The organism is Streptomyces sp. NPDC006309, from assembly GCF_040613095.1.
GTDB lineage: Bacteria > Actinomycetota > Actinomycetes > Streptomycetales > Streptomycetaceae > Streptomyces.
Genome location: NZ_JBEXRO010000023.1, coordinates 3,691 through 21,391, shown reverse-complemented (window position 1 = coordinate 21,391; position 17,701 = coordinate 3,691). Strand labels below are relative to the sequence as shown.

Genomic DNA, 17,701 nt, shown 5'->3' with positions numbered 1-17,701 from the left:
GCCGGCCCGGGGCGAAGATCGGCCGGGCCCGTTGCGGCATGCGCCTGCGCGAGAGGGGTGTCTCGTGCGACCGTCGGGGAGACGGCTCGTCGTGAGCAACGGAGCGATCTCTCCCGTATGGGAGGGCGGTCCGGCCGGTCGGTGCGCTCGTGAGGAGGATGCCCTTGAAGGCGTTCCGTGGTCCGAAGGTGTGGCTGTGGCGCTGGCGGCGCAACCCGCTCAAACGCCGGGCCGACGTGCTGGAGGCCTGGGTGGTGCTCGGCACCTTGCTGCTGACCGTCCTGGCCGGAGTGCCGGCCGGCCTGGCGGCGGCCCGCTCGGTGGAGCACGGACTCGCCCGCGAGCGTGCCACCTGGCGCCCCGCTGTCGCCCGGGTCGCCGCGCGGATCCCGGGGGCGTCCCGCCCCGCCGGCCACGCCTCCGCCGGTGAGCGGTTCTGGGCCAAGGTCCGCTGGACCACGGCCGACGGCTCCGCCCACACCGGCCGGGTCCGGGTGGAGCCCGGCGTCGGACCCGGCACGCCGGTCACCGTCTGGACCGATCCGCGGGGCCACCTCGTCAGCCGTCCCACGACCGCGTCCGAGGCCGCCTTCCGGGCCACCCTGATAGGGCTCCTGGTCGGCGTGAGCACCGCCGCCGTACCTTTCGTCGGCGGCCTCGCCGCACGAGCGCGCCTGGAGCGCCGCCGCCTGGACGCCTGGGACACGGAGTGGGCCCGCCTCGGTCCACAGTGGGGCCGCATGGTCTGAGACGGCCGGTGCGTCGGGGGATCTTCCGGTTCCGTGGTGGGGCAGTAGGTTCGGGGCGATTGCCCCCAAGCGGCCGCAGTGGTCCCCGGCCGCAGTGGTCCCCGGCGCGCCCCTACAGGGCCGCCGGCACCTCGCGGCACAGCCGTACCCACTCCTCGTCCGCCGGAACGTCATGACCCCCGTACGCACCCTCGCCGCCGGTCATCTGGCGGTGCGGAGCGGTCAGTTCCGAGGTGAGCAGGTCGCGGAGCGGCGTGGCGGCCGGGCCCATCATGGTGAGGCAGCGGGCGACGGGGACCCGGGTGTGGGGGGCCTCCGCCCGGGCCGCCCGGAACACGGGCCGAACGGGACCCGGCCCGGCGGTGACGCGCCACAGCGCGCACGCGGCCGGTATCCGTTCGTGCGCCGGCCCCGACCGGGCGAGCCGGCGCAGCCCGGGCAGGGCGGCGCGGCGTGCACACGTGGTCCTCCCCGGGCGAGCGCGTTCTGATCGGGAGTGTGCGCCATGGCACCGACAGCGCCCCGGAAGCGGATGCTGGCTGTGTGCCATCCGTCGGCGCTCACCGGCCACACGACGAGCCGGCCCGCACGCGCGCGTGTAGGGATCAGTTCCGGCCGGGAAGGGCGCGTTCCAGGATGCTGTCGAGGTCGGTGCCCGCGGGAAGCGTGCCGAAGGAGTGTCCCCAGTCGCCGCCCAGCCGGGTCGCGCAGAAGGCGTCCGCGACCGGGTGCGGAGCGTGCCGGACGAGCAGTGAGGCCTGGAGCGCGAGCGCCATCCGCTCGACCAGCCGGCGGGCGCCCGTCTGATCGGTTCCGGCCGATTGGTCCTTGAGCGCGGTCACGGCCGCGTCGAGGCGGGGATCCGCCCCGCGCGCGAGGTCGAGTTCGGCGAACAGCGCCTCGGCGGCGCCCGGTTCGCGGCCGAGGGCGCGCAGCACGTCGAGCGCGTTGACGTTCCCGGAGCCCTCCCAGATCGACAGCAGTGGTGCCTCCCGGTAGTGCCGGGGCATGCCCGACTCCTCGACGTACCCGTTGCCGCCCAGGCATTCCAGGGCTTCCGCGGTGAAGGCCGGGCCCCGCTTGGTGACCCAGTACTTGCCGACGGCGGTGGCGATGCGCCGGAACGCCCGCTCTCCGGCGTCCCCGCGCACCGCGCGGTCCGCCGCGCCGGCCAGCCGCAGCGTGAGCGTCGTAGCCGCCTCCGACTCCAGCGCGAGATCGGCCAGGACGTTGCGCATCAGCGGCTGGTCGAGCAGCCGGGCGCCGAACGCGCTGCGGTACCGGGTGTGATGCCCGGCCTCGACCAGCGTCCTGCGCATCAGGGTCGCCGAGGACATCACACAGTCGAGCCGGGTGCAGTTGACCATCTCGATGATGGTCTTCACACCCCGCCCCTCCGGCCCCACCAGCCAGGCCACGGTCCGGTCGAACTCCGGTTCCGAGGAGGCGTTGGACCGGTTGCCCAGCTTGTCCTTCAGGCGCTGGATGCGGAACGTGTTGCGGGTGCCGTCCGGCAGGACGCGCGGCACCAGGAAGCAGGAGAGTCCGCCCGGGGCCTGCGCGAGCACCAGGAAGACGTCGCACATCGGCGCCGAGGTGAACCACTTGTGCCCGCGCAGCGTGTACACGCCCGGTTCGCCGGTGGGTGTGGCCGCGGTGGTGTTCGTCCGGACGTCGGAACCGCCCTGCTTCTCCGTCATGCCCATGCCGGCGAGCAGTCCGGGTTTGTCGGTGGGGACGCGCAGCCCGGGGTCGTACTCCAGGCTGGTGAGCAGGGGCTCGTACACCTTGGCGAGATCCGGCTGCGCGCGCAGGGCGGGGACGGCGGCGTACGTCATCGACGTCGGGCAGCCGTGTCCGGCCTCCGTGTGTCCCCACACCAGCCCGCCCGCGGTCCGGGCCACGTGCGCCCCCGGCCGGTCGTCGCCCCACGGGGCGCCGGCCAGGCCCTCGGCGACCGCGGTGCGCATCAGGTGGTGCCAGCTGGGATGGAACTCGACCTCGTCGACGCGGTGGCCGAAGCGGTCGTGGGTGCGCAGCACCGGCTCGTGCCGGTTCGCCTGCTCGCCCCACTCCTGCGCCTCCACGCTGCCGGCCCGCGTCCCCAGCCGCCGGATGTCCTCCTCGGCCCAGCCGGCGCCCTCCCGGCGCAGCCCTTCGAGCAGGGCCGCGTCCTCGGCGGCGTCGTACGGGGCGAGTGGCGGGGCCTGGTTGGTGACGTCGTGCGTGGCGTACGGCTGCTGGAGCTGCGACGAGGGGTGTGGCTCTGACTGCGACTGCGGCTGCGTGGGAATCGAGGCCATAGGAGCATGTTGCACCTTCTCTGCGGCCGTAGCAATACTGCAACAAGGGGGCGGACGTACAGTACGGGGCCATGCGCATGAACCTCTCGGCCGAGCCGGATCCGGCCGGCCTGCGGCCGCTGTCCGCCCGGTCGGTCGTCCTCAGCCTGCTGCTCGGAGCGCATCCGCCGGAGCTGCCGGTGAAGGACCTGGTGCGGCTCGTGGAGCCGTTCGGGGTCGGAGGCTCCACACTGCGAGCCGCGCTGAGCCGGATGGTCACCGCCGGCGATCTCCGGCGCGCGGACGCCGTCTACCGGCTCAGTGACCGGCTGCTGGCCCGGCAGCGCCGCCAGGACGACGCGGTGCACCCCCGCACGCGCGTGTGGGACGGCGACTGGGAGATGGTGGTGATCACGGCGACGGGCCGCGGCCCCGCCGAACGTGCCGATCTGCGCGCCCGGCTGACCGCCCTGCGCCTGGCCGAACTCCGTGAAGGCGTCTGGCTCCGTCCGGCCAATCTCGGCCGCCCACTGCCGGACGGCCTGCGCGAGGTGGCCCTGCCGTACCGCGCGCGGCCCGAGGAGCCCCCGGGTGACCTCGCCGCGCGGCTCTGGCCGCTGGCGGACTGGGCGGACACGGCGCGTTCCCTGCTGGCCCGCGCCACCGGCGCCGGCCACCCGGCCGTACGCCTCACCGCCTACGCGGCAGCCGTACGCCACCTGCTCACCGACCCCGTACTGCCACCGGCGCTGCTGCCCGCCGACTGGCCGGGGGAGGCCCTGCGTACGGCCTACGCCGCCTATCGCCGGGAGCTGGCCGGAGCGCTCAGCGGGCGGGCGGAAGGGGAAGAGGGCTGACCGGGCGGCAATCGGGGGCTGGGCGGAAGGCGGCCGTCGGGGGCCGGGCAGGGGGGCGGCCGTCGATGACGCCGCGCGTTCCGGGGGCGCCGTGACGCCCCCGGAAGCTCAGCCGGCGCTCACTTGTAGGTGATGTCCGAGCTGGAGTACTTGCAATACGTGCCGTCGGGCCCGGAGCCGTTCGTGGTGGGCTCCTTGCCGGTGTTGTTGCCGGTGTACTTCTGGCACGGAACGATCTTCTTGCCGGTGTCCCCGACGATGGTGATGTTCTTCAGCGTCGCGCTGTCGCCGTAGTTGGTGTTGATGCCGACGAGCTTGTTGCCCTTGTAGGTGGCCTCGATGCCGCTGAGGTTGATGGTCCGCTTGTACTGCGTCTTGCAGTTGCCGCAGGACCGGGCGAAGGTGCCGAAGTTCTTCACGGCGAAGCCGGAGACGTTCAGCGTGCCGGCGCCGTTGAACTGGAACACCTTGTCGCTGGCCTCCTTCGCCCCGCCGCCGCTCACGGTGTAGACGTTGGACGACGAGGAGCCGAGGAAGGTGGCCGCGTCCTCGCCGACGTCCTCCCACCACACGTTCTGGAGCGTGCAGCTGCCCAGGCAGTGGATGCCGTCCGCGGCGGGGGCGCCGATGATGACGTTCTTGACGACGGCGCCGGGGGCCAGTTCGAGGATGGGGCCCTGGTCCTCGTCCTGGCTGTCGGAGCCGAGGTCGCCGCTGCCGTACAGCCGCTTCATCCCGTAGTCCTTGGTGCCGGACACCGAGATGGTGGAGGAGACGGCCTGGCTGCCATTGGCCGAGGGCCAGGTGGCCGCGCCGGCCGGTGCCCCAGATGTCATGATCATGCCAAGTGTGAGGCCGAGTGTGGCCAGTCCGCCCAGCAGGGCGCGTGGGGATGTGTGTGAGGTCATGTCCCGGATGCCTTCTTCCGAGTGGGGATCGGACATGTCTGTGAACCGTTGCCGCTCCGCGGAACGTGGAGCGTCACTTGCGTTGCAGCCAGGGCCGCCGTTGCGGCTCGGCGGTCAGGCTGATGAACGGACCGTAGACGGTAAGCGCTTTCTGGTCAACGCCTCGCGCGACCGGTTTCCAGCCACTGCAACGGGACGGGGAGCGCTTGCGAACTGCCGCCCGCGCTGTACACGGGTGGGAAGTCCGCCCTCGTGGACACCACCCTGCGGCGCGGCAGGGCCGGCGTCGGTGCCGTCGAGCGGGGAGTCTGCACGGGGTGGCTTGGGCGGGCCGGGACTTCGCCACCGTCCCGGTCGGTGCACATGCCGGTCTCCGGCCCGCTGGACTTCGCCCGGCAAGCCGGCACCGAGCTGACGGTGACGGCGTCCACTTCGCCCGGGCAGGCCGCGCTCGCGCTCACCTCCCACCCCGGCTCGCGCACCACGTCGTACCTCGTGCACGGTGACCGCACGCGCGAGGAGGAACCTTCCGGGCGCGACCGCCCTTGACCACGGGTACCTGCTCAATGACGTCGAGGTGACGGCGCCCGGCCGTACCGGGGCGGTGGCCGTCGTCGGCGACTCGCTCACCGACGGGCGCGGCGCTACGACCGGCGACGACCGCCGGCCCGACCGGCTCTTCGACCGCCTCCGGTACCGCCCGGACATCGCGGTCCTCAACCAGGGGGCCGGCGGCAACCGCGTCCTCGCCGCCGGACTCGGCCCCGATGTGCTCGCCCACCTCGACCGCGACGTCCTCTCGCGCAGCGGGATGGGCCGGCTGATCGTCTTCGAGGGCGCCGACGACATCGGCACCGCCGACGCGACCCCCGAGGCCCGGCGCACGGTGACCGCCGGCCCGACCGCCGGGTACCGGCAGATCGTGGTCCGCGCCCACGGCAGGGCGTCCGGGTACGGCGCACGCACACGCCGTTCGGCGGCAACGCCCTGTACGACCCGGCGGGGGAACGGCAGGTTTCCCGGCAGCGGGTCAACGCATGGACCCGCACCCCCGGCCGCTTCGACGCGGTGATCGACTTCGACCGGGCGGTACGCGATCCTGCCGCCCCGGACCGGCTGCTGCCCGCCCGCACGCCGGTGACCGGTTGCACCTCGACCCGCAGGGCTGCCGCGTCCTCGCCGCCGCCGTACCCGAAGGGCTCCTCCGCCCCGCCCGGTGAGACGCCCCGGCCCCGGGTGACCCGGACCACGGGCGGTGCGGCTCCGGGCGCCCGCTCCAATCTGTCCCCGGCGTCCCACCTGTCCCGGGCGTGCCACCTGTCCCGGAGGTCCCGCCGGTCCCACCTGTCTCGGGGTCCGCCGGTCCCACCTGTCCCGTCAGTCCCGCGGTCCTGGCGGTCCCGCCTGTCTCGCCCATACCGCCGGGCCCCCCTCCCGCCGGTCCCTGGCGGGACGGGTGGCGCGGGCGGGATCCGTGGCGTTACCTGGGAGAAGGGCGTTCCCCGGAGGCCCGCCCGAGGAGGAGGAGCGTCCCGGAGAAGGGCCGTCCCGGGAGTGGGGCGAGGTCTTCCGGCAAGTGCGATGCGTTCCCCCGGGGGAGAGGGGATGACCGGTGCCCTCGCGGGCACTCGGCGGGTATAGCAGGACAGCACTCGGCGGGTATAACAGGACAACTCACCCGAGGAGAGTCATGACTGAGACGAAGTCGTCGTCGGTCCTCACGGCGCCCCTGCGCGGCGCGGCCTCGGTACTGCGCAAGGTGCCCGGCGCCGGGACGGTGGGCAGGGCGGCGGAGGAAACCCTGGACAAGGTCGGCGCGGTCTCGCCCCGTGGACGGCGCATCGCGGTGTACGCCGGGGCCGGGCTGCTGGGTGCCGCGGGCGTGGTGGAGTGGCCCGTGGCCCTCACCGGAGCGGCGGTCGCCTGGCTCACCCAGCCCCGGCCCGCCCCGCGGACGGATGGCGGGCAGGGCTCCGTGGACGCGGACACGCCCCACCCCGAACCGGCGCACGATCTCGGCACCGCGGCCCTCCGCTCCGGCGGGGAAGGCCCCGGACCGGTACCTGTGGAGGAAAAGGCGTCCGAGCACCGCGGAACGCCCGCCGGCGCCGAGGACGCCAAGGACAGCGAGGCGTCCGCTGCACCCGAGGCGGCCCCGGGCGGCGCGGCGCCGGCACCCACGACGTCCCCCGGGCCCCTCGGTCCGACCGCGCGGCCCGACCGCACCACGCTCTGAGGAGGGTCATGGTCCTCGGCCTGCTGACGGCACCCTCGGCCGCCGCCCGCCTGATCCCGGCGGCACCACGCCTGCTGGCACGCGCGGCGGCACCGGCGGCCGGGATGGCCGCCGGTGCCGCCGCCGGAACGGCACGCGCGGGCGTGCGCGGCGCGGACGCCGCCGCGCGGGTCGTGCGGGTGGCCCGCAACGCGCTGCCCGGCACCGGCGATCACTGGCGGTCCGGCGCCCGCGCCCACCTGGCGCTGCGCCCCCTCGAACACGAGGAGGCGCGCCGCGCCGGCGGCACGGGACATCTCGCGCGCCGGATGGCCGCGGCGCTGGCGGAGCACCCCGACGTACTCGTCGCCTACTGGGACCAGGGGCTGGCCCGTCTGGTCGTGACCGCCACCGAGGAGGAGGCCACCGACCGCGTCATGGCGCACGCGGCGGAGCTGGCCGCGCAGCACGGCCTCGTCCTGGCGGGCGAGGACGTGGAGGAGACCACGCATCCGGCCGACCCGGCCGGTGTGCGCGCCGCGGCGGCCACACTCGCGGCCGACGGCGCGGGCATCGGCGTCGCCCTCGCCGCGTACGCGCTGCGGCTGCCGCCCTCCCCCCGGATGGTGACGGCGCTGGTGACGCTGCTGCGGGAGAACCCGCGCTTCCGCGCCTGGCTGCGCGCCCGGCTCGGCGACTCCCGGATGGACCTCGTGCTGGCCTGTGCGAACGCCGCCGTGCACGGTGTCGGGCAGACCCCCACCTCCCTGGTGCTCGACGGTGCCCTGCGGGCCTGCCAGCTGGCCGAGACGGTGGCCCGTTCGGCCGCCTTCGACGCGGTGCACGACGAACTGTGCGGACCCGAACGGATCAGCCTCGCCCCGGAGGGCCCGCCACGCCCGCCGCTGCGCGAGTCCCCGGCCCAGGAGTACGCCTCCCACGCCTCCGCGGGCAGTCTGCTGGGCGCGGCGGCGACCCTGCTCGTCAAGCACGACGGCTCGGAGGCGGCGGAGGCGGTGCTCTCCGGCTCCCCGAAGGCCGCCCGCTACGGTCCCGCCGCCTTCCACGCGGTGCTCAGCGCCGCGCTGGCCCGTACCGGCGTCCTGGTCCGCGACCCGGCCCGGCTGCGCCAGCTGGAGATGGCCGGCACGGTCGTCCTGCACCCCGGTGCGCTGTGCACCGAGGCGGGCGAGGCCGACCCGTGGACCGAGCCGGTGCTCGACGCGGCCCGCCGGGCCGGTCTGCGCGTGGTCATCGTGGACGACCCCGCGCTGGAGGACTTCACCGGACTCGCTGACCAGGTCGTCGACGCCCGCCGCCCACTGGACGACGTCGTGTACGAGGCGCGCGGCGACGGGGGTGCCGTGCTGGTGGTCGCCCGGGTCCGCGAGGCGGGCCGGCAGGACGTCCTGGCCGCGCTGCGCGCCGCCGACATCGCGGTCGCCATGACGGACCGGGACGGAGCCGTGGTGTGGGGCGCGGACATCCTGGCCCTGCACGGCCTGCCGGACGTATGGCGGGTGCTGACCGCGATCCCGGCCGCCCGCGCGGTCGGTCATCGCGCCCAGACGCTGGCCCGTTCCGGTGCCGCGCTGTCCGGGCTGCTCGTGGCCGTCGGCGAGTCCGGCAGCGGACGCGGACGCCGTTCCCTCCTGCCGGGACTCCGGCACGCACCCGTCGACGCCGGCGCCGCGTCGGCCCTGCTCTCCGGGGCACGCGCCGCGCTCGCCGTGGCGGCGGCCGGCGCCCCGCACCCGCGCCCCCGCGTGCACTGGCACGAGCTGGACCCCGACCAGGCCCGGGAACGGCTGGCGCACGAACCGGAAGCCGAGCCGGGCGCCTTCGAGGAGCTGACCGGCCGGGTGCGCAAGGCGACCCGACGCGTCACCCGGCACCCGGCCGCCGCCCCCGCCCGCTGGTCCTACCAGCTCGGCCGGGCCGTCCGCGGCGAGCTCCAGGACCCGCTCACCCCGGTACTGGCGGTCGGCTCGGCGGCGTCGGCGATCCTCGGGTCCGTCGCGGACGCGCTGCTCGTCCTCGGCGCCCTCGATCTGAACGCCCTGGTCGGCGGCATCCAGCGGCTGCGCGCCGAGCGGGCGCTCTCCGGACTGGTCGCGGACCAGAAACAGAAGGCACGGCTGGTGCCGCCGGAGAGCGAGGCCCCGGCGGGCGGCACCCGCACCGTGGAGGCGGGCCGGCTCCGGCCCGGCGACGTGATCCAGCTCAAGGCGGACGACGTGGTACCCGCCGACGCCCGGCTGCTGTGGCAGGACGGCCTGGAGGTGGACGAGTCGGCCCTGACCGGCGAGTCGCTGCCGGTGGAGAAGCAGACGGACCCCACCCCGCACGCCCCCGTCGCCGACCGCAGCTGCATGGTCTTCGAGGGGACGACCGTGGCCGCGGGACAGGCCCGGGCCGTCGTCGTCGACACCGGTGAACGCACCGAGGCCGCCCGCGCCGTCCACCTCGCGTCCCGTACGCCCCCGGCCGCGGGCGTCCAGGCCAGGCTCCAGGAACTGACCCGCAAGGCGCTGCCGCTGACCCTGGCGGGCGGCGCCGCGGTGACCGGCCTGGCACTGCTGCGCGGCACCCCGATCCGGGAGGCGGTCAGCGGCGGGGTCGCGGTGGCCGTGGCGGCCGTACCCGAAGGACTGCCCCTGGTGGCGACCGTCGCCCAGCTCGCGGCCGCCCGGCGGCTCAGCCGCGGCGGTGTACTGGTCCGCACCCCGCGCACGCTGGAGGCGCTGGGCCGCATGGACACCATCTGCTTCGACAAGACCGGCACGCTCACCGAGAACCGGCTGCGTCTGGTGCGGACCTGCGACGCCGACGGCACGGTCCACGGCGTGGACGACGCCGGGTCCGAGAGCACCGTACGGGCCGCCGCGCGGGCCTGCCCCCGGCTGAACGGCGGCTCCGACCGGCCGGTGCACGCCACCGACGAGGCGGTCCTCGCCGCGGCGGGCCCGGACCCGGACTGGACCCAGCTCGCAGACCTGCCGTTCGAGGCCGCACGCGGTTACGCCGCCGCCGTGGGCCGCAGCGGTGACGGGCCGCCCGTGCTCGTGGTCAAGGGCGCCCCGGAGACCGTGCTGCCCGCCTGCGCCGGGCTTCCGGAGCACGCCGCCGACTCCGCGCACGCGCTGGCCGGGAGCGGCCTACGGGTCCTGGCGGTGGCCGAACGGCGGCTCGGCGCGGGCGAGCAGGAGTCGGACGCCCTCGAACGGGAGCTGGAAGGGCTGGAGTTCACCGGTCTGCTGGCGCTCTCCGACGTACCGCGCGAGACCTCCACGGCGCTGGTGAGCGGCCTCAACGCGGCCGGTGTACGACCCGTCATGCTCACCGGCGACCATCCGCAGACCGCGCGGTCCATCGCCGCCGACCTGGGATGGCCGGAGGACACCGTGGTGGTCACCGGGGACGAACTGGCCGCGGCTGACCGTGCGGCCCGGGCCCGGATGCTGCGCGACGCCGGCGTGGTGGCCCGGGTGGCGCCCGAGCAGAAACTCCAGGTCGTGGAGGCGCTGCGGGACGCGGGCCGGGTGGTGGGCATGGTCGGCGACGGCGCCAACGACGCCGCGGCCATCCGCGCCGCCGACATCGGCGTCGGCATCAACGCGCGGGGCTCGGCCGCCGCGCGCAACGCCGCGGACATCGTGCTGACCGACGACGACCTGACGGTGCTGATCGACGCGGTCGGCGAGGGCCGCGCCCTGTGGCACAGCGTGGCCGACGCCATCGCCATCCTGATCGGCGGCAACGCCGGCGAGGTCGGGTTCGGCATCATCGGCACGCTGCTGTCCGGGCGGGCGCCGCTGTCCACCCGGCAGATGCTCATGGTGAACCTGTTCACCGACCTGTTCCCGTCGATGGCGGTCGCGGTGACGGAGAAGGAGGGCGAGGCGGACCTGGGCCACGTGGAGGAGGCGGCCGGTGTACTGGGCGAGCCCCTGCTGCGGCAGATCCGGCACCGGGCCCTGACGACCTGCCTCGGCGCGGTCACCGCCTGGCTGATCGGCCGCTTCACCCCGGGCACCGCCCGCCGCTCCAGCACCATGGCGCTGTGCGGGGTCGTCGGCACCCAGCTCGTGCAGACCCTCCTCGACCGGCGCGACAGCCGCCTGGTGCAGGTCACCTCGCTGGGTTCGGCGCTGGCGCTCGTCGCCGTGGTCCAGACCCCGGGCGTCAGCCGCCTCGTCGGCTGCACCCCGCTGGGCCCGGTCGCCTGGGCCGGCGTCGTGGCCGCGATAGCGCTGGCGCTGGCGGGCCAACGTACTCTTCCCCGCCTGGAGGAGACGATCGGCCGCCTGCTCCCGACCTGACGGATCGCATCCCGACCGGACCATCCCGACCGGACGGGCGGACCACATACCCGACCGGTACGGACCACGCCCCCGACCGTGTGGAGTACGTCCCGACCGCGCGGACCACCTCCCGACCGGACGGCACCGGCCCCGCCGGCAACCGGCCCGCCCGTGACGGCCTGCGGGGCCGCACGGAGCCGACCGGACCCTGGGGACCCTGGCTCGGCCGGCCGGCCGGACCGGCGGAACCGGGGCCGGCCCGGGGACCGCGTCCGGCCGGGGCGTGCTCGTCCCGGCTGTCGGCCGGTACGCGGGGCGGCCGGGGTCAGACCGAGCGGTGGTACGGGTCCGGCACCCGGACCTCGCCGCCCAGCTCGCGTGCCGTCTGCCGGGCCCAGGACGGGTTGCGCAGCAGCTCCCGGCCGAGCATGACCGCGTCGGCCTCACCGTTCGCCACGATCTTCTGGGCCTGCCCGGCCTCGGTGATCAGGCCCACGGCGCTGACCGGCAGCGGGGTCTCGGCCTTCACCCGGGCGGCGAACGGGACCTGGTAGCCCGGCCCGGTCGGGATGGTGACGCCGGCGGCGTTGCCCCCGGTGGAGACGTCCAGGAGGTCGATGCCGTGGGCGTGCAGGTCGTGGGCGAAGCGGACGGTGTCATCGACGGTCCAGCCGCCGTCCGTGAGCCAGTCGGTCGCGGAGATCCGGAAGAACACCGGCTTGTCGTCGGGCCAGACCTCCCGTACGGCGTCCACGACCTCCAGGGCGAACCGGGTGCGGTTCTCGTAGGAGCCGCCGTAGGCGTCGGTGCGGTGGTTGGAGTGCGGGGACAGGAACTGGTTGATCAGATAGCCGTGGGCGCCGTGGACCTCCACGACCTCGAAGCCCGCGGTGTGTGCCCGGCGCGCGGCGGCGGCGAACTGAGCGACGATCTCGCCGATCCGCTCGACCGTCAGCTCGGTCGGCACCGGGTGGCGTGCGTCGAACGCCACCGGGCTCGGGCCCAGCGGCTGCCAGCCGTGTGCCTCCGGACCGATCGGCGCGCCGCCCTTCCACGTCCGCTCCGTGGAGGCCTTGCGGCCGGCGTGCGCGAGCTGGACCCCCGGCACGGTGCCCTGCGCGACGAGGAAACGGGTGATCCGCCGGAAGGCCTCCTCCTGGGTGTCGTTCCACAGGCCGAGGTCGTACGGGGAGATCCGGCCCTCGGGCGAGACCGCGGTGGCCTCGGTCACGATCAGGCCGGTACCGCCGGTGGCCCGTGCCCCGTAGTGCGCGAGGTGCCAGTCGTTCGGGGCGCCGGTGAGGGGGCCCTCCGACTCGGCCGAGTACTGGCACATGGGGGTCATCCACACCCGGTTCGGGATGGTCGTTTCGCGCAGGGTGAGGGGCTGGAAGAGCGTGCTCACGACGGACTCCATTCGTCACGGGACCGCTGGTCGACTCGTACGATAGTCCTCGTACTACGATGGATGTCAAACTACGACGGTTCTCGTACAGTTGTGGCAGCCAACGCACTCCGCGACGAAGGGCAGCCGCCGTGACCGACACCGCCGCAACCGGCCGCGACCTGCCGCACCCGGAGCGGGAGGACATCCGGCTGGAGGCCGTGCTGCACGCGCTGTCGGACCCGATGCGGCTGCAGATCGTGCGGGAACTGGCCGACAAGGAAGCGGAGTTGACCTGCTCGCAGTTCGACCTGCCGGTGACCAAGTCCACCACCACGCACCACTTCCGGGTGCTGCGGGAGAGCGGGGTCGTCCGGCAGGTCTACCGGGGCACCGCCAAGATGAACGCCCTGCGCCGGGACGACCTGGACGGCCTCTTCCCGGGGCTGCTCGACAGCCTGCTGTCCGCCGCCGACCGGCAGTCCCTCCGCCTCGGCGTCGGCGCCTGAACCCGGCCCGCTTCCCCGGGCGACGGGTTCACGCGGCCCCCGCCGCTCCGAGCAGCGCCGCCCAGTCGGACAGCTTGACCACGCTCCGCCCCAGCCGCGCCCCCAGCTCGGCCTCGGCCCGCTCGATCGCCAGCCACCCCGTCCAGGGCACCGGCTCGATACCGGCCGCCCGCAGGCCCTCGACCGGATCCGGTCTGTCGCCCCGGCCGAGCGCGGGGGCGTCCGCGAGCAGGGAGGTCACCGTCTCCTTGGCGCAGGGCCGGTTGGTGCCGATGACACCTGTCGGGCCGCGCTTGATCCACCCGGCGACGTACTCACCGGGAGAGGGCGTCCCGTTCCGCAGGACGCGGCCCCCTTCGTGCGGGACCGTGCCGCCGGCCGGGTCGAACGGCAGCCCGTCCGGGGGCACGCCGCGATAGCCCACCGAGCGCAGCACCAACTGCGCGGGCACCTCCTCGTACCGTCCCGTGCCCGTCACACCGCCCCGGCCGTCCGGCGCCGTGCGTTCGAAGCGGACGGCGCCCACACCGCCGCCCTCCGCGAGCAGTTCCACCGGGCGCAGGAAGAACCGCAGCCGGATGCGCCGGGCGGCCGTCGCGGCGGGCCGTGCGGCCCAGTCCCGCAGCGCCTCCACATTGCGGCGCTGAACCGCCGGCAAGCTGCCGGGGTCGGCCGGATCGAGCGCCAGCTCGTCCTTCTCCACGGTCACCTCGGTGCCCGGGAGCCCGCCCAGCTCGCGCAGCTCCTTGGTGGTGAAACGGGCCTGCGCGGGCCCGCGCCGGCCCACCATGTGCACCTCACAGAGCCCGCTGGCCGTCAGCGTGTCCAGGGCGGCCTGCGGGATGTCGGTCGGCCGCAGCTCGGTGGCGCCCCGGACCAGCATCCGGGTGACGTCCACCGCGACGTTGCCGACCCCGATGACCACCGCCGACCGCACCCCGCGCAGGAAGCCCGCGTCCGCCGCGTCCGGATGGGCGCTGTACCAGGACACGAACTCGGTCGCCGACCAGCTGCCCGGCAGGTCCTCGCCGGGAATGCCCAGCCGGCGGTCGGCCGCGGCGCCCACGCAGTACACCACCGCGTGGTAGAGCTGTCTCAGCCGCTCCACGGGCAGGCCACCGGGGCCGCCCACCCGGACCCCGCCGAGGAACCGCACGCGCTCGTGCTCCAGAACCGTCCGCAGGCTGCTCTGAAGTGACTTGATCTTCTCGTGGTCGGGGGCGACGCCGTAGCGGACCAGGCCGTAGGGGCACGGCAGCCGGTCCAGGACGTCCACCCGGACCTCGGCGTCGCGCTGGACCAGGTTCTGGGCGGTGTAGCACCCGCTCGGCCCGGAACCGACGACGGCGACACGCAGCACGGCGGTACTCCTCGCCCGAAGGAGGGTGTGCGGACAGTTCCAGCATGGCACCGCGCGGCGCGGGACGGCAGGGGCCGGCGGGGTGACACGGACGCGGGCCCGTTCGCGTGCGCGGGGATGCCGGTGTCCGGGTGCGTGCGCAGGGCTGCCGGGGCGCGGCAGGCTGCGGGGTGCGGGGTGCGGGGTGCGGGATGCGGGATGCGGGGCGCGAGCGCGACCGCTGACGGGAGCCGGTCCCGCGCGGGGCGCCGAGAGGGGACACCGGGCCCCGTCAGGGGCTGCTCGGACGTTCCTCCGTGGCGAAGAACCGGGACAGGTCCCGCTGCCGCGCCGCCGTGCCCGGGTCACGCTCCGGGGGCACCCCCAGGTCCCAGTCGAGCCCGTAACGCCGGAACAGCTCGCCCCGCAACAGCGGAACCGGCATCGGGACTCCCGGCACCAGCGCCGCGTACACCGCGCCCATCAGCAGGGACCGCAGCACCGGGTAGCCGGCGGCGAGGTCCTGCGAGCCGTACCGGGCGACCGTGTCGCTGAGCAGCTCCGACAGCCGGCGCTGCTCCGGGCACTGCACGAAGCCCCCGTCCTGGAGCAGGCCCGCCATGTGCTGGCGCATCAGCACCGGCCGGTCCCGGGCCAGGCCCAGGATCGCGTCGATGGCCCGGGCCAGGCGCTCCCGGCCGTCCTCGGTGCGCGGCTCGCGCTCCAGCGCCTCCTCCAGGCTGCGGTGCATCAGCCGGTGCACGGCGGACTGCACCAACTGCCGCTTGCCGGGGAAGTAGTACGACACCAGTCCGCGCGCGGAGCCGGCCCGGTCCGCGATGGCGCCCAGCGTCGTGGCCTCGAAGCCGTGCTCGCCGACCAGTTCGACCGCGGCCTGGAGCAGCCGTTCCCGGGAACGCCGCCGCAATTCTTCATTGACCGAGGCGCTGCGCGGGGACATCCTGTAACTCCTGCGTTGACTGGCTGCCAGCCAACTATACTCAACGCAGCGGGCATTCCTGTGAGTTGGGGACCTGCCCGGGGCGGCTGTCCGTCTGGGGCGACGCGGGGGATCGCCTCAGACGGACGGCACGCGGCTCCGGCCCGAAGCCCCGACGGCGCCCGCGCCCGCGCTCCGCCACGAGGCCCTGCCGGGCCGGGCGGCGGACCGGCCCACAGGGTGCTCAACCTGCCAGATCAAGCACCCTGAGCAGTGCGTCGGGGCGCTGGGCCACCGGCAGGTGGTCCACGAAGTGCACGCGGCAGCCGAGCGCCGTTGCGCCGCCGTCCGCCATCCTGTTGTCGCCGACCATCAGCACCTGCCGCGGATCGGCGCCGAGCGCCGCGCAGGCGACCGAGAACAGCCCCGGGTCCGGCTTCTGCACCCCGTGCTCGTACGACAGCACGTACGCGTCGACATACGCGTCGAGTCCGTGCTCGCGGAACACCGGCCGCGGGTCCCAGCCGATGTTGCTGACGACACCGATCCCGGTCCCGCGCTCGCGCAGGGTGCGCAGCACCCTCGCCGCATCGGGGTACGGGGACCAGGCGGCGGGGGACATGTGCCGCTCGTACAGGGCGTCGTGCAGTCCCGGGTCGGGCAGCGGCACCCGCCGGGACAGGCCCGTGTAGGCGGCCCGGTGCAGCTCCGCGCTCTTGTCGCGCGCCGCCCAGACCTCCGCGAGGTCCGCCGGCATCTCCACCGGCGCCGCACCGCCCGGCAGCGCACCGGCCGCCTCCAGCGCCCGTGCGGTCCTCGCGAGCTCCGGGCCGGGCAGAACGTGGCCGGACTCGGCCAGTACCGCCCGCAGCCACGACTCGGCGGACTCGACGCGGAACAGCGTCCCGGAGAAGTCGAACAGCACGGCAGTCACGCCCACGGCCTACCCGCGCCGGTCCGCCGCCACTCCCGCCCGGCCGGTCCACGGCCGCTCGCGCACCGCCACGGCCACGGCCACCAGCAGGGCCCCCAGCAGCCAGCCGCCCAGCACGTCCGAGGGCCAGTGCACACCCAGCCAGATCCGGGTCACGCCCACGCCCGCCACCGAGACCAGCGCCACCGCCACGGCCGTACGCCACAGGGCGCGGCCCGGGGCGTGGCGGTGCAGCAGCCACAGCAGCAGGCCGCAGACCACGGTGGCGGTCATGGCGTGACCGGACGGGAAGGCCGCGTAGTGGGCGGAGTCGACGGGATCCGGCCAGACCGGGCGGGGCCGGCCGACGGCGGCCTTCACCACCTGCTGCACGATCGCGGCCACGGCGCAGGTGGCCGCCAGCCACACGGCCGTCCACCAGGCCGCGCGCCGCCACACCAGCCACACCGCGACCGCCGCGCACACCAGGCGCATGGTCAGCGGATCCCACACCCGGTCCGTCAGCACCCGGAATACCCGCGTGACGCCGGGGTCGGAGACCGCCCAGCGATGGGTGGTGCGGGAGATGTTGCCGTCCACGGTGAGCAAGGGGTGCCAGTGAACGGCGACCAGGACCAGCAGCGCGAGGGAGCAGGCGCCGAGGACGGCGGCCACGCGGACGGCCGTGCGGAGCGTCGCCGGCGGGCGGGGGGAAGGGGTGGGCGGGGGAGGTGGGGGAGCGGTGGGACGTGGGTGCATAGCACGATCCTGGGCGACGGACGGGCCGTGGCCAAGCCCCCCCGACCGCGCCCGCGGTACTCATGCACGTCGGCGAGGGGCCCTGGCCAAGCCCCCCCCGTGGCGTGGTGGAACCGCTGGTGGGCGGGGGCGTGGCCGAGCCGCCCTGGTGGGTGGGGCGGGCGCGCCGAGTCGGTGCGCCGCGAGAGGTGGGCCGTGCCGGCCAGGTCGGCCCGGACCGGCACGGCGCCGACAGCGGGCCGTCGCGAACCCTGTCTCCCTGACCGCCCTGGCCACGCCTCGCAGATGGCCCCCGCCCCGCCTGCCCGGCCGTCGCGAATCCCGTCTGCCCGGCCGGCCTCGGCGCCCGTCTTCCCGGCGAACCGCGTGTCCCCGGCCGGCCCGGTGCCGTCTTCCCGGCCGTCGCGCCTGACGGCGGGCCGCTCGGTCTCCGTCTCCCCGGCCGCCCCGGCGCCGTCTCCCTGGCCGTCGCGAACCGTGTCTCCCCGGCCCGGCCCGGTGCCGTCTCCCCGGCCGCCCCCGGCGCCGTCTCCCTGGCCGTC

The 17,701-nt window shown here is 75.3% G+C and carries 15 protein-coding genes; 7 read left to right on the top strand and 8 right to left on the bottom strand.

What is annotated here, in order from left to right; translation table 11 throughout:
* Positions 1 to 158 precede the first annotated feature (158 nt).
* On the top strand, positions 159 to 749 hold the full coding sequence (locus ABZ117_RS26045) for a hypothetical protein (RefSeq protein ID WP_356824215.1): 591 nt from the start codon (positions 159 to 161) through the stop codon (positions 747 to 749).
* Positions 750 to 861: 112 nt separating this feature from the next.
* Here the strand turns inward: ABZ117_RS26045 and ABZ117_RS26040 are convergent, their stop codons facing one another.
* Entirely contained in the window at positions 862 to 1,086 is a 225-nt protein-coding gene (locus ABZ117_RS26040) for a hypothetical protein (RefSeq protein ID WP_356824214.1), read from the bottom strand.
* Between the two features lie 268 nt (positions 1,087 to 1,354).
* Entirely contained in the window at positions 1,355 to 3,052 is a 1,698-nt protein-coding gene (locus ABZ117_RS26035; protein WP_356824213.1) for a DNA alkylation response protein, read from the bottom strand.
* A 71-nt stretch (positions 3,053 to 3,123) separates the two neighbouring features.
* On the opposite strand from ABZ117_RS26035, the gene ABZ117_RS26030 reads away from it, so the two are divergent.
* The gene (locus tag ABZ117_RS26030) at positions 3,124 to 3,888 is read left to right on the top strand and encodes a PaaX family transcriptional regulator C-terminal domain-containing protein (protein ID WP_356824212.1); all 765 of its coding nucleotides are present in this window, start codon (positions 3,124 to 3,126) and stop codon (positions 3,886 to 3,888) included.
* A 119-nt stretch (positions 3,889 to 4,007) separates the two neighbouring features.
* On the opposite strand, the gene ABZ117_RS26025 is transcribed toward ABZ117_RS26030, so the two are convergent.
* Positions 4,008 to 4,796 (bottom strand): pectate lyase, encoded by a 789-nt coding sequence (locus tag ABZ117_RS26025; RefSeq protein WP_356824211.1) that lies wholly within the window; start codon positions 4,794 to 4,796, stop codon positions 4,008 to 4,010.
* A gap of 357 nt (positions 4,797 to 5,153) precedes the next feature.
* Between ABZ117_RS26025 and ABZ117_RS26020 the strand changes: the two genes are divergently transcribed.
* The 4 genes from ABZ117_RS26020 (at position 5,154) to ABZ117_RS26005 (ending at position 11,333) form a co-directional block, all read left to right on the top strand.
* Positions 5,154 to 5,345, top strand: a complete 192-nt coding sequence (locus ABZ117_RS26020; RefSeq protein ID WP_356824210.1) for a hypothetical protein — start codon at positions 5,154 to 5,156, stop codon at positions 5,343 to 5,345.
* Positions 5,299 to 5,868, top strand: coding sequence for a GDSL-type esterase/lipase family protein (locus ABZ117_RS26015; protein ID WP_356824209.1), 570 nt, complete (start codon positions 5,299 to 5,301; stop codon positions 5,866 to 5,868). The genes ABZ117_RS26020 and ABZ117_RS26015 overlap by 47 nt, the downstream gene beginning before the upstream one ends.
* A gap of 618 nt (positions 5,869 to 6,486) precedes the next feature.
* The gene (locus ABZ117_RS26010; RefSeq protein WP_356824208.1) at positions 6,487 to 7,032 is read left to right on the top strand and encodes a hypothetical protein; all 546 of its coding nucleotides are present in this window, start codon (positions 6,487 to 6,489) and stop codon (positions 7,030 to 7,032) included.
* An 8-nt stretch (positions 7,033 to 7,040) separates the two neighbouring features.
* Entirely contained in the window at positions 7,041 to 11,333 is a 4,293-nt protein-coding gene (locus ABZ117_RS26005) for a cation-translocating P-type ATPase (RefSeq protein WP_356824207.1), read from the top strand.
* 307 nt (positions 11,334 to 11,640) lie between these two features.
* Here ABZ117_RS26005 and ABZ117_RS26000 read toward each other — a convergent pair whose 3' ends face one another.
* The gene (locus ABZ117_RS26000; protein ID WP_356824206.1) at positions 11,641 to 12,720 is read right to left on the bottom strand and encodes an NADH:flavin oxidoreductase/NADH oxidase; all 1,080 of its coding nucleotides are present in this window, start codon (positions 12,718 to 12,720) and stop codon (positions 11,641 to 11,643) included.
* Between the two features lie 131 nt (positions 12,721 to 12,851).
* Between ABZ117_RS26000 and ABZ117_RS25995 the strand changes: the two genes are divergently transcribed.
* The gene (locus ABZ117_RS25995) at positions 12,852 to 13,208 is read left to right on the top strand and encodes a helix-turn-helix domain-containing protein (RefSeq protein ID WP_356824205.1); all 357 of its coding nucleotides are present in this window, start codon (positions 12,852 to 12,854) and stop codon (positions 13,206 to 13,208) included.
* A 28-nt stretch (positions 13,209 to 13,236) separates the two neighbouring features.
* On the opposite strand, the gene ABZ117_RS25990 is transcribed toward ABZ117_RS25995, so the two are convergent.
* The 4 genes from ABZ117_RS25990 to ABZ117_RS25975 form a co-directional block, all read right to left on the bottom strand.
* Entirely contained in the window at positions 13,237 to 14,568 is a 1,332-nt protein-coding gene (locus ABZ117_RS25990; RefSeq protein WP_356824204.1) for an FAD-dependent oxidoreductase, read from the bottom strand.
* A gap of 271 nt (positions 14,569 to 14,839) precedes the next feature.
* Entirely contained in the window at positions 14,840 to 15,508 is a 669-nt protein-coding gene (locus tag ABZ117_RS25985; protein WP_356824203.1) for a helix-turn-helix domain-containing protein, read from the bottom strand.
* A gap of 223 nt (positions 15,509 to 15,731) precedes the next feature.
* Positions 15,732 to 16,421, bottom strand: a complete 690-nt coding sequence (locus ABZ117_RS25980; RefSeq protein WP_356824202.1) for an HAD-IA family hydrolase — start codon at positions 16,419 to 16,421, stop codon at positions 15,732 to 15,734.
* Between the two features lie 9 nt (positions 16,422 to 16,430).
* On the bottom strand, positions 16,431 to 17,159 hold the full coding sequence (locus ABZ117_RS25975) for a phosphatase PAP2 family protein (protein WP_356824201.1): 729 nt from the start codon (positions 17,157 to 17,159) through the stop codon (positions 16,431 to 16,433).
* Positions 17,160 to 17,701 lie beyond the last annotated feature (542 nt).

Excerpts from the sequence above, each read along its gene's own strand:
- ABZ117_RS26045 (WP_356824215.1), top strand. The coding sequence starts at position 159 with ATGCCCTTGAAGGCGTTCCGTGGTCCGAAGGTGTGGCTGTGGCGCTGG.
- ABZ117_RS26035 (WP_356824213.1), bottom strand. The coding sequence starts at position 3,052 with ATGGCCTCGATTCCCACGCAGCCGCAGTCGCAGTCAGAGCCACACCCC.
- ABZ117_RS26030 (WP_356824212.1), top strand. The coding sequence starts at position 3,124 with ATGCGCATGAACCTCTCGGCCGAGCCGGATCCGGCCGGCCTGCGGCCG.
- ABZ117_RS26025 (WP_356824211.1), bottom strand. The coding sequence starts at position 4,796 with ATGACCTCACACACATCCCCACGCGCCCTGCTGGGCGGACTGGCCACA.
- ABZ117_RS26010 (WP_356824208.1), top strand. The coding sequence starts at position 6,487 with ATGACTGAGACGAAGTCGTCGTCGGTCCTCACGGCGCCCCTGCGCGGC.
- ABZ117_RS26005 (WP_356824207.1), top strand. The coding sequence starts at position 7,041 with ATGGTCCTCGGCCTGCTGACGGCACCCTCGGCCGCCGCCCGCCTGATC.
- ABZ117_RS25985 (WP_356824203.1), bottom strand. The coding sequence starts at position 15,508 with ATGTCCCCGCGCAGCGCCTCGGTCAATGAAGAATTGCGGCGGCGTTCC.
- ABZ117_RS25975 (WP_356824201.1), bottom strand. The coding sequence starts at position 17,159 with ATGCACCCACGTCCCACCGCTCCCCCACCTCCCCCGCCCACCCCTTCC.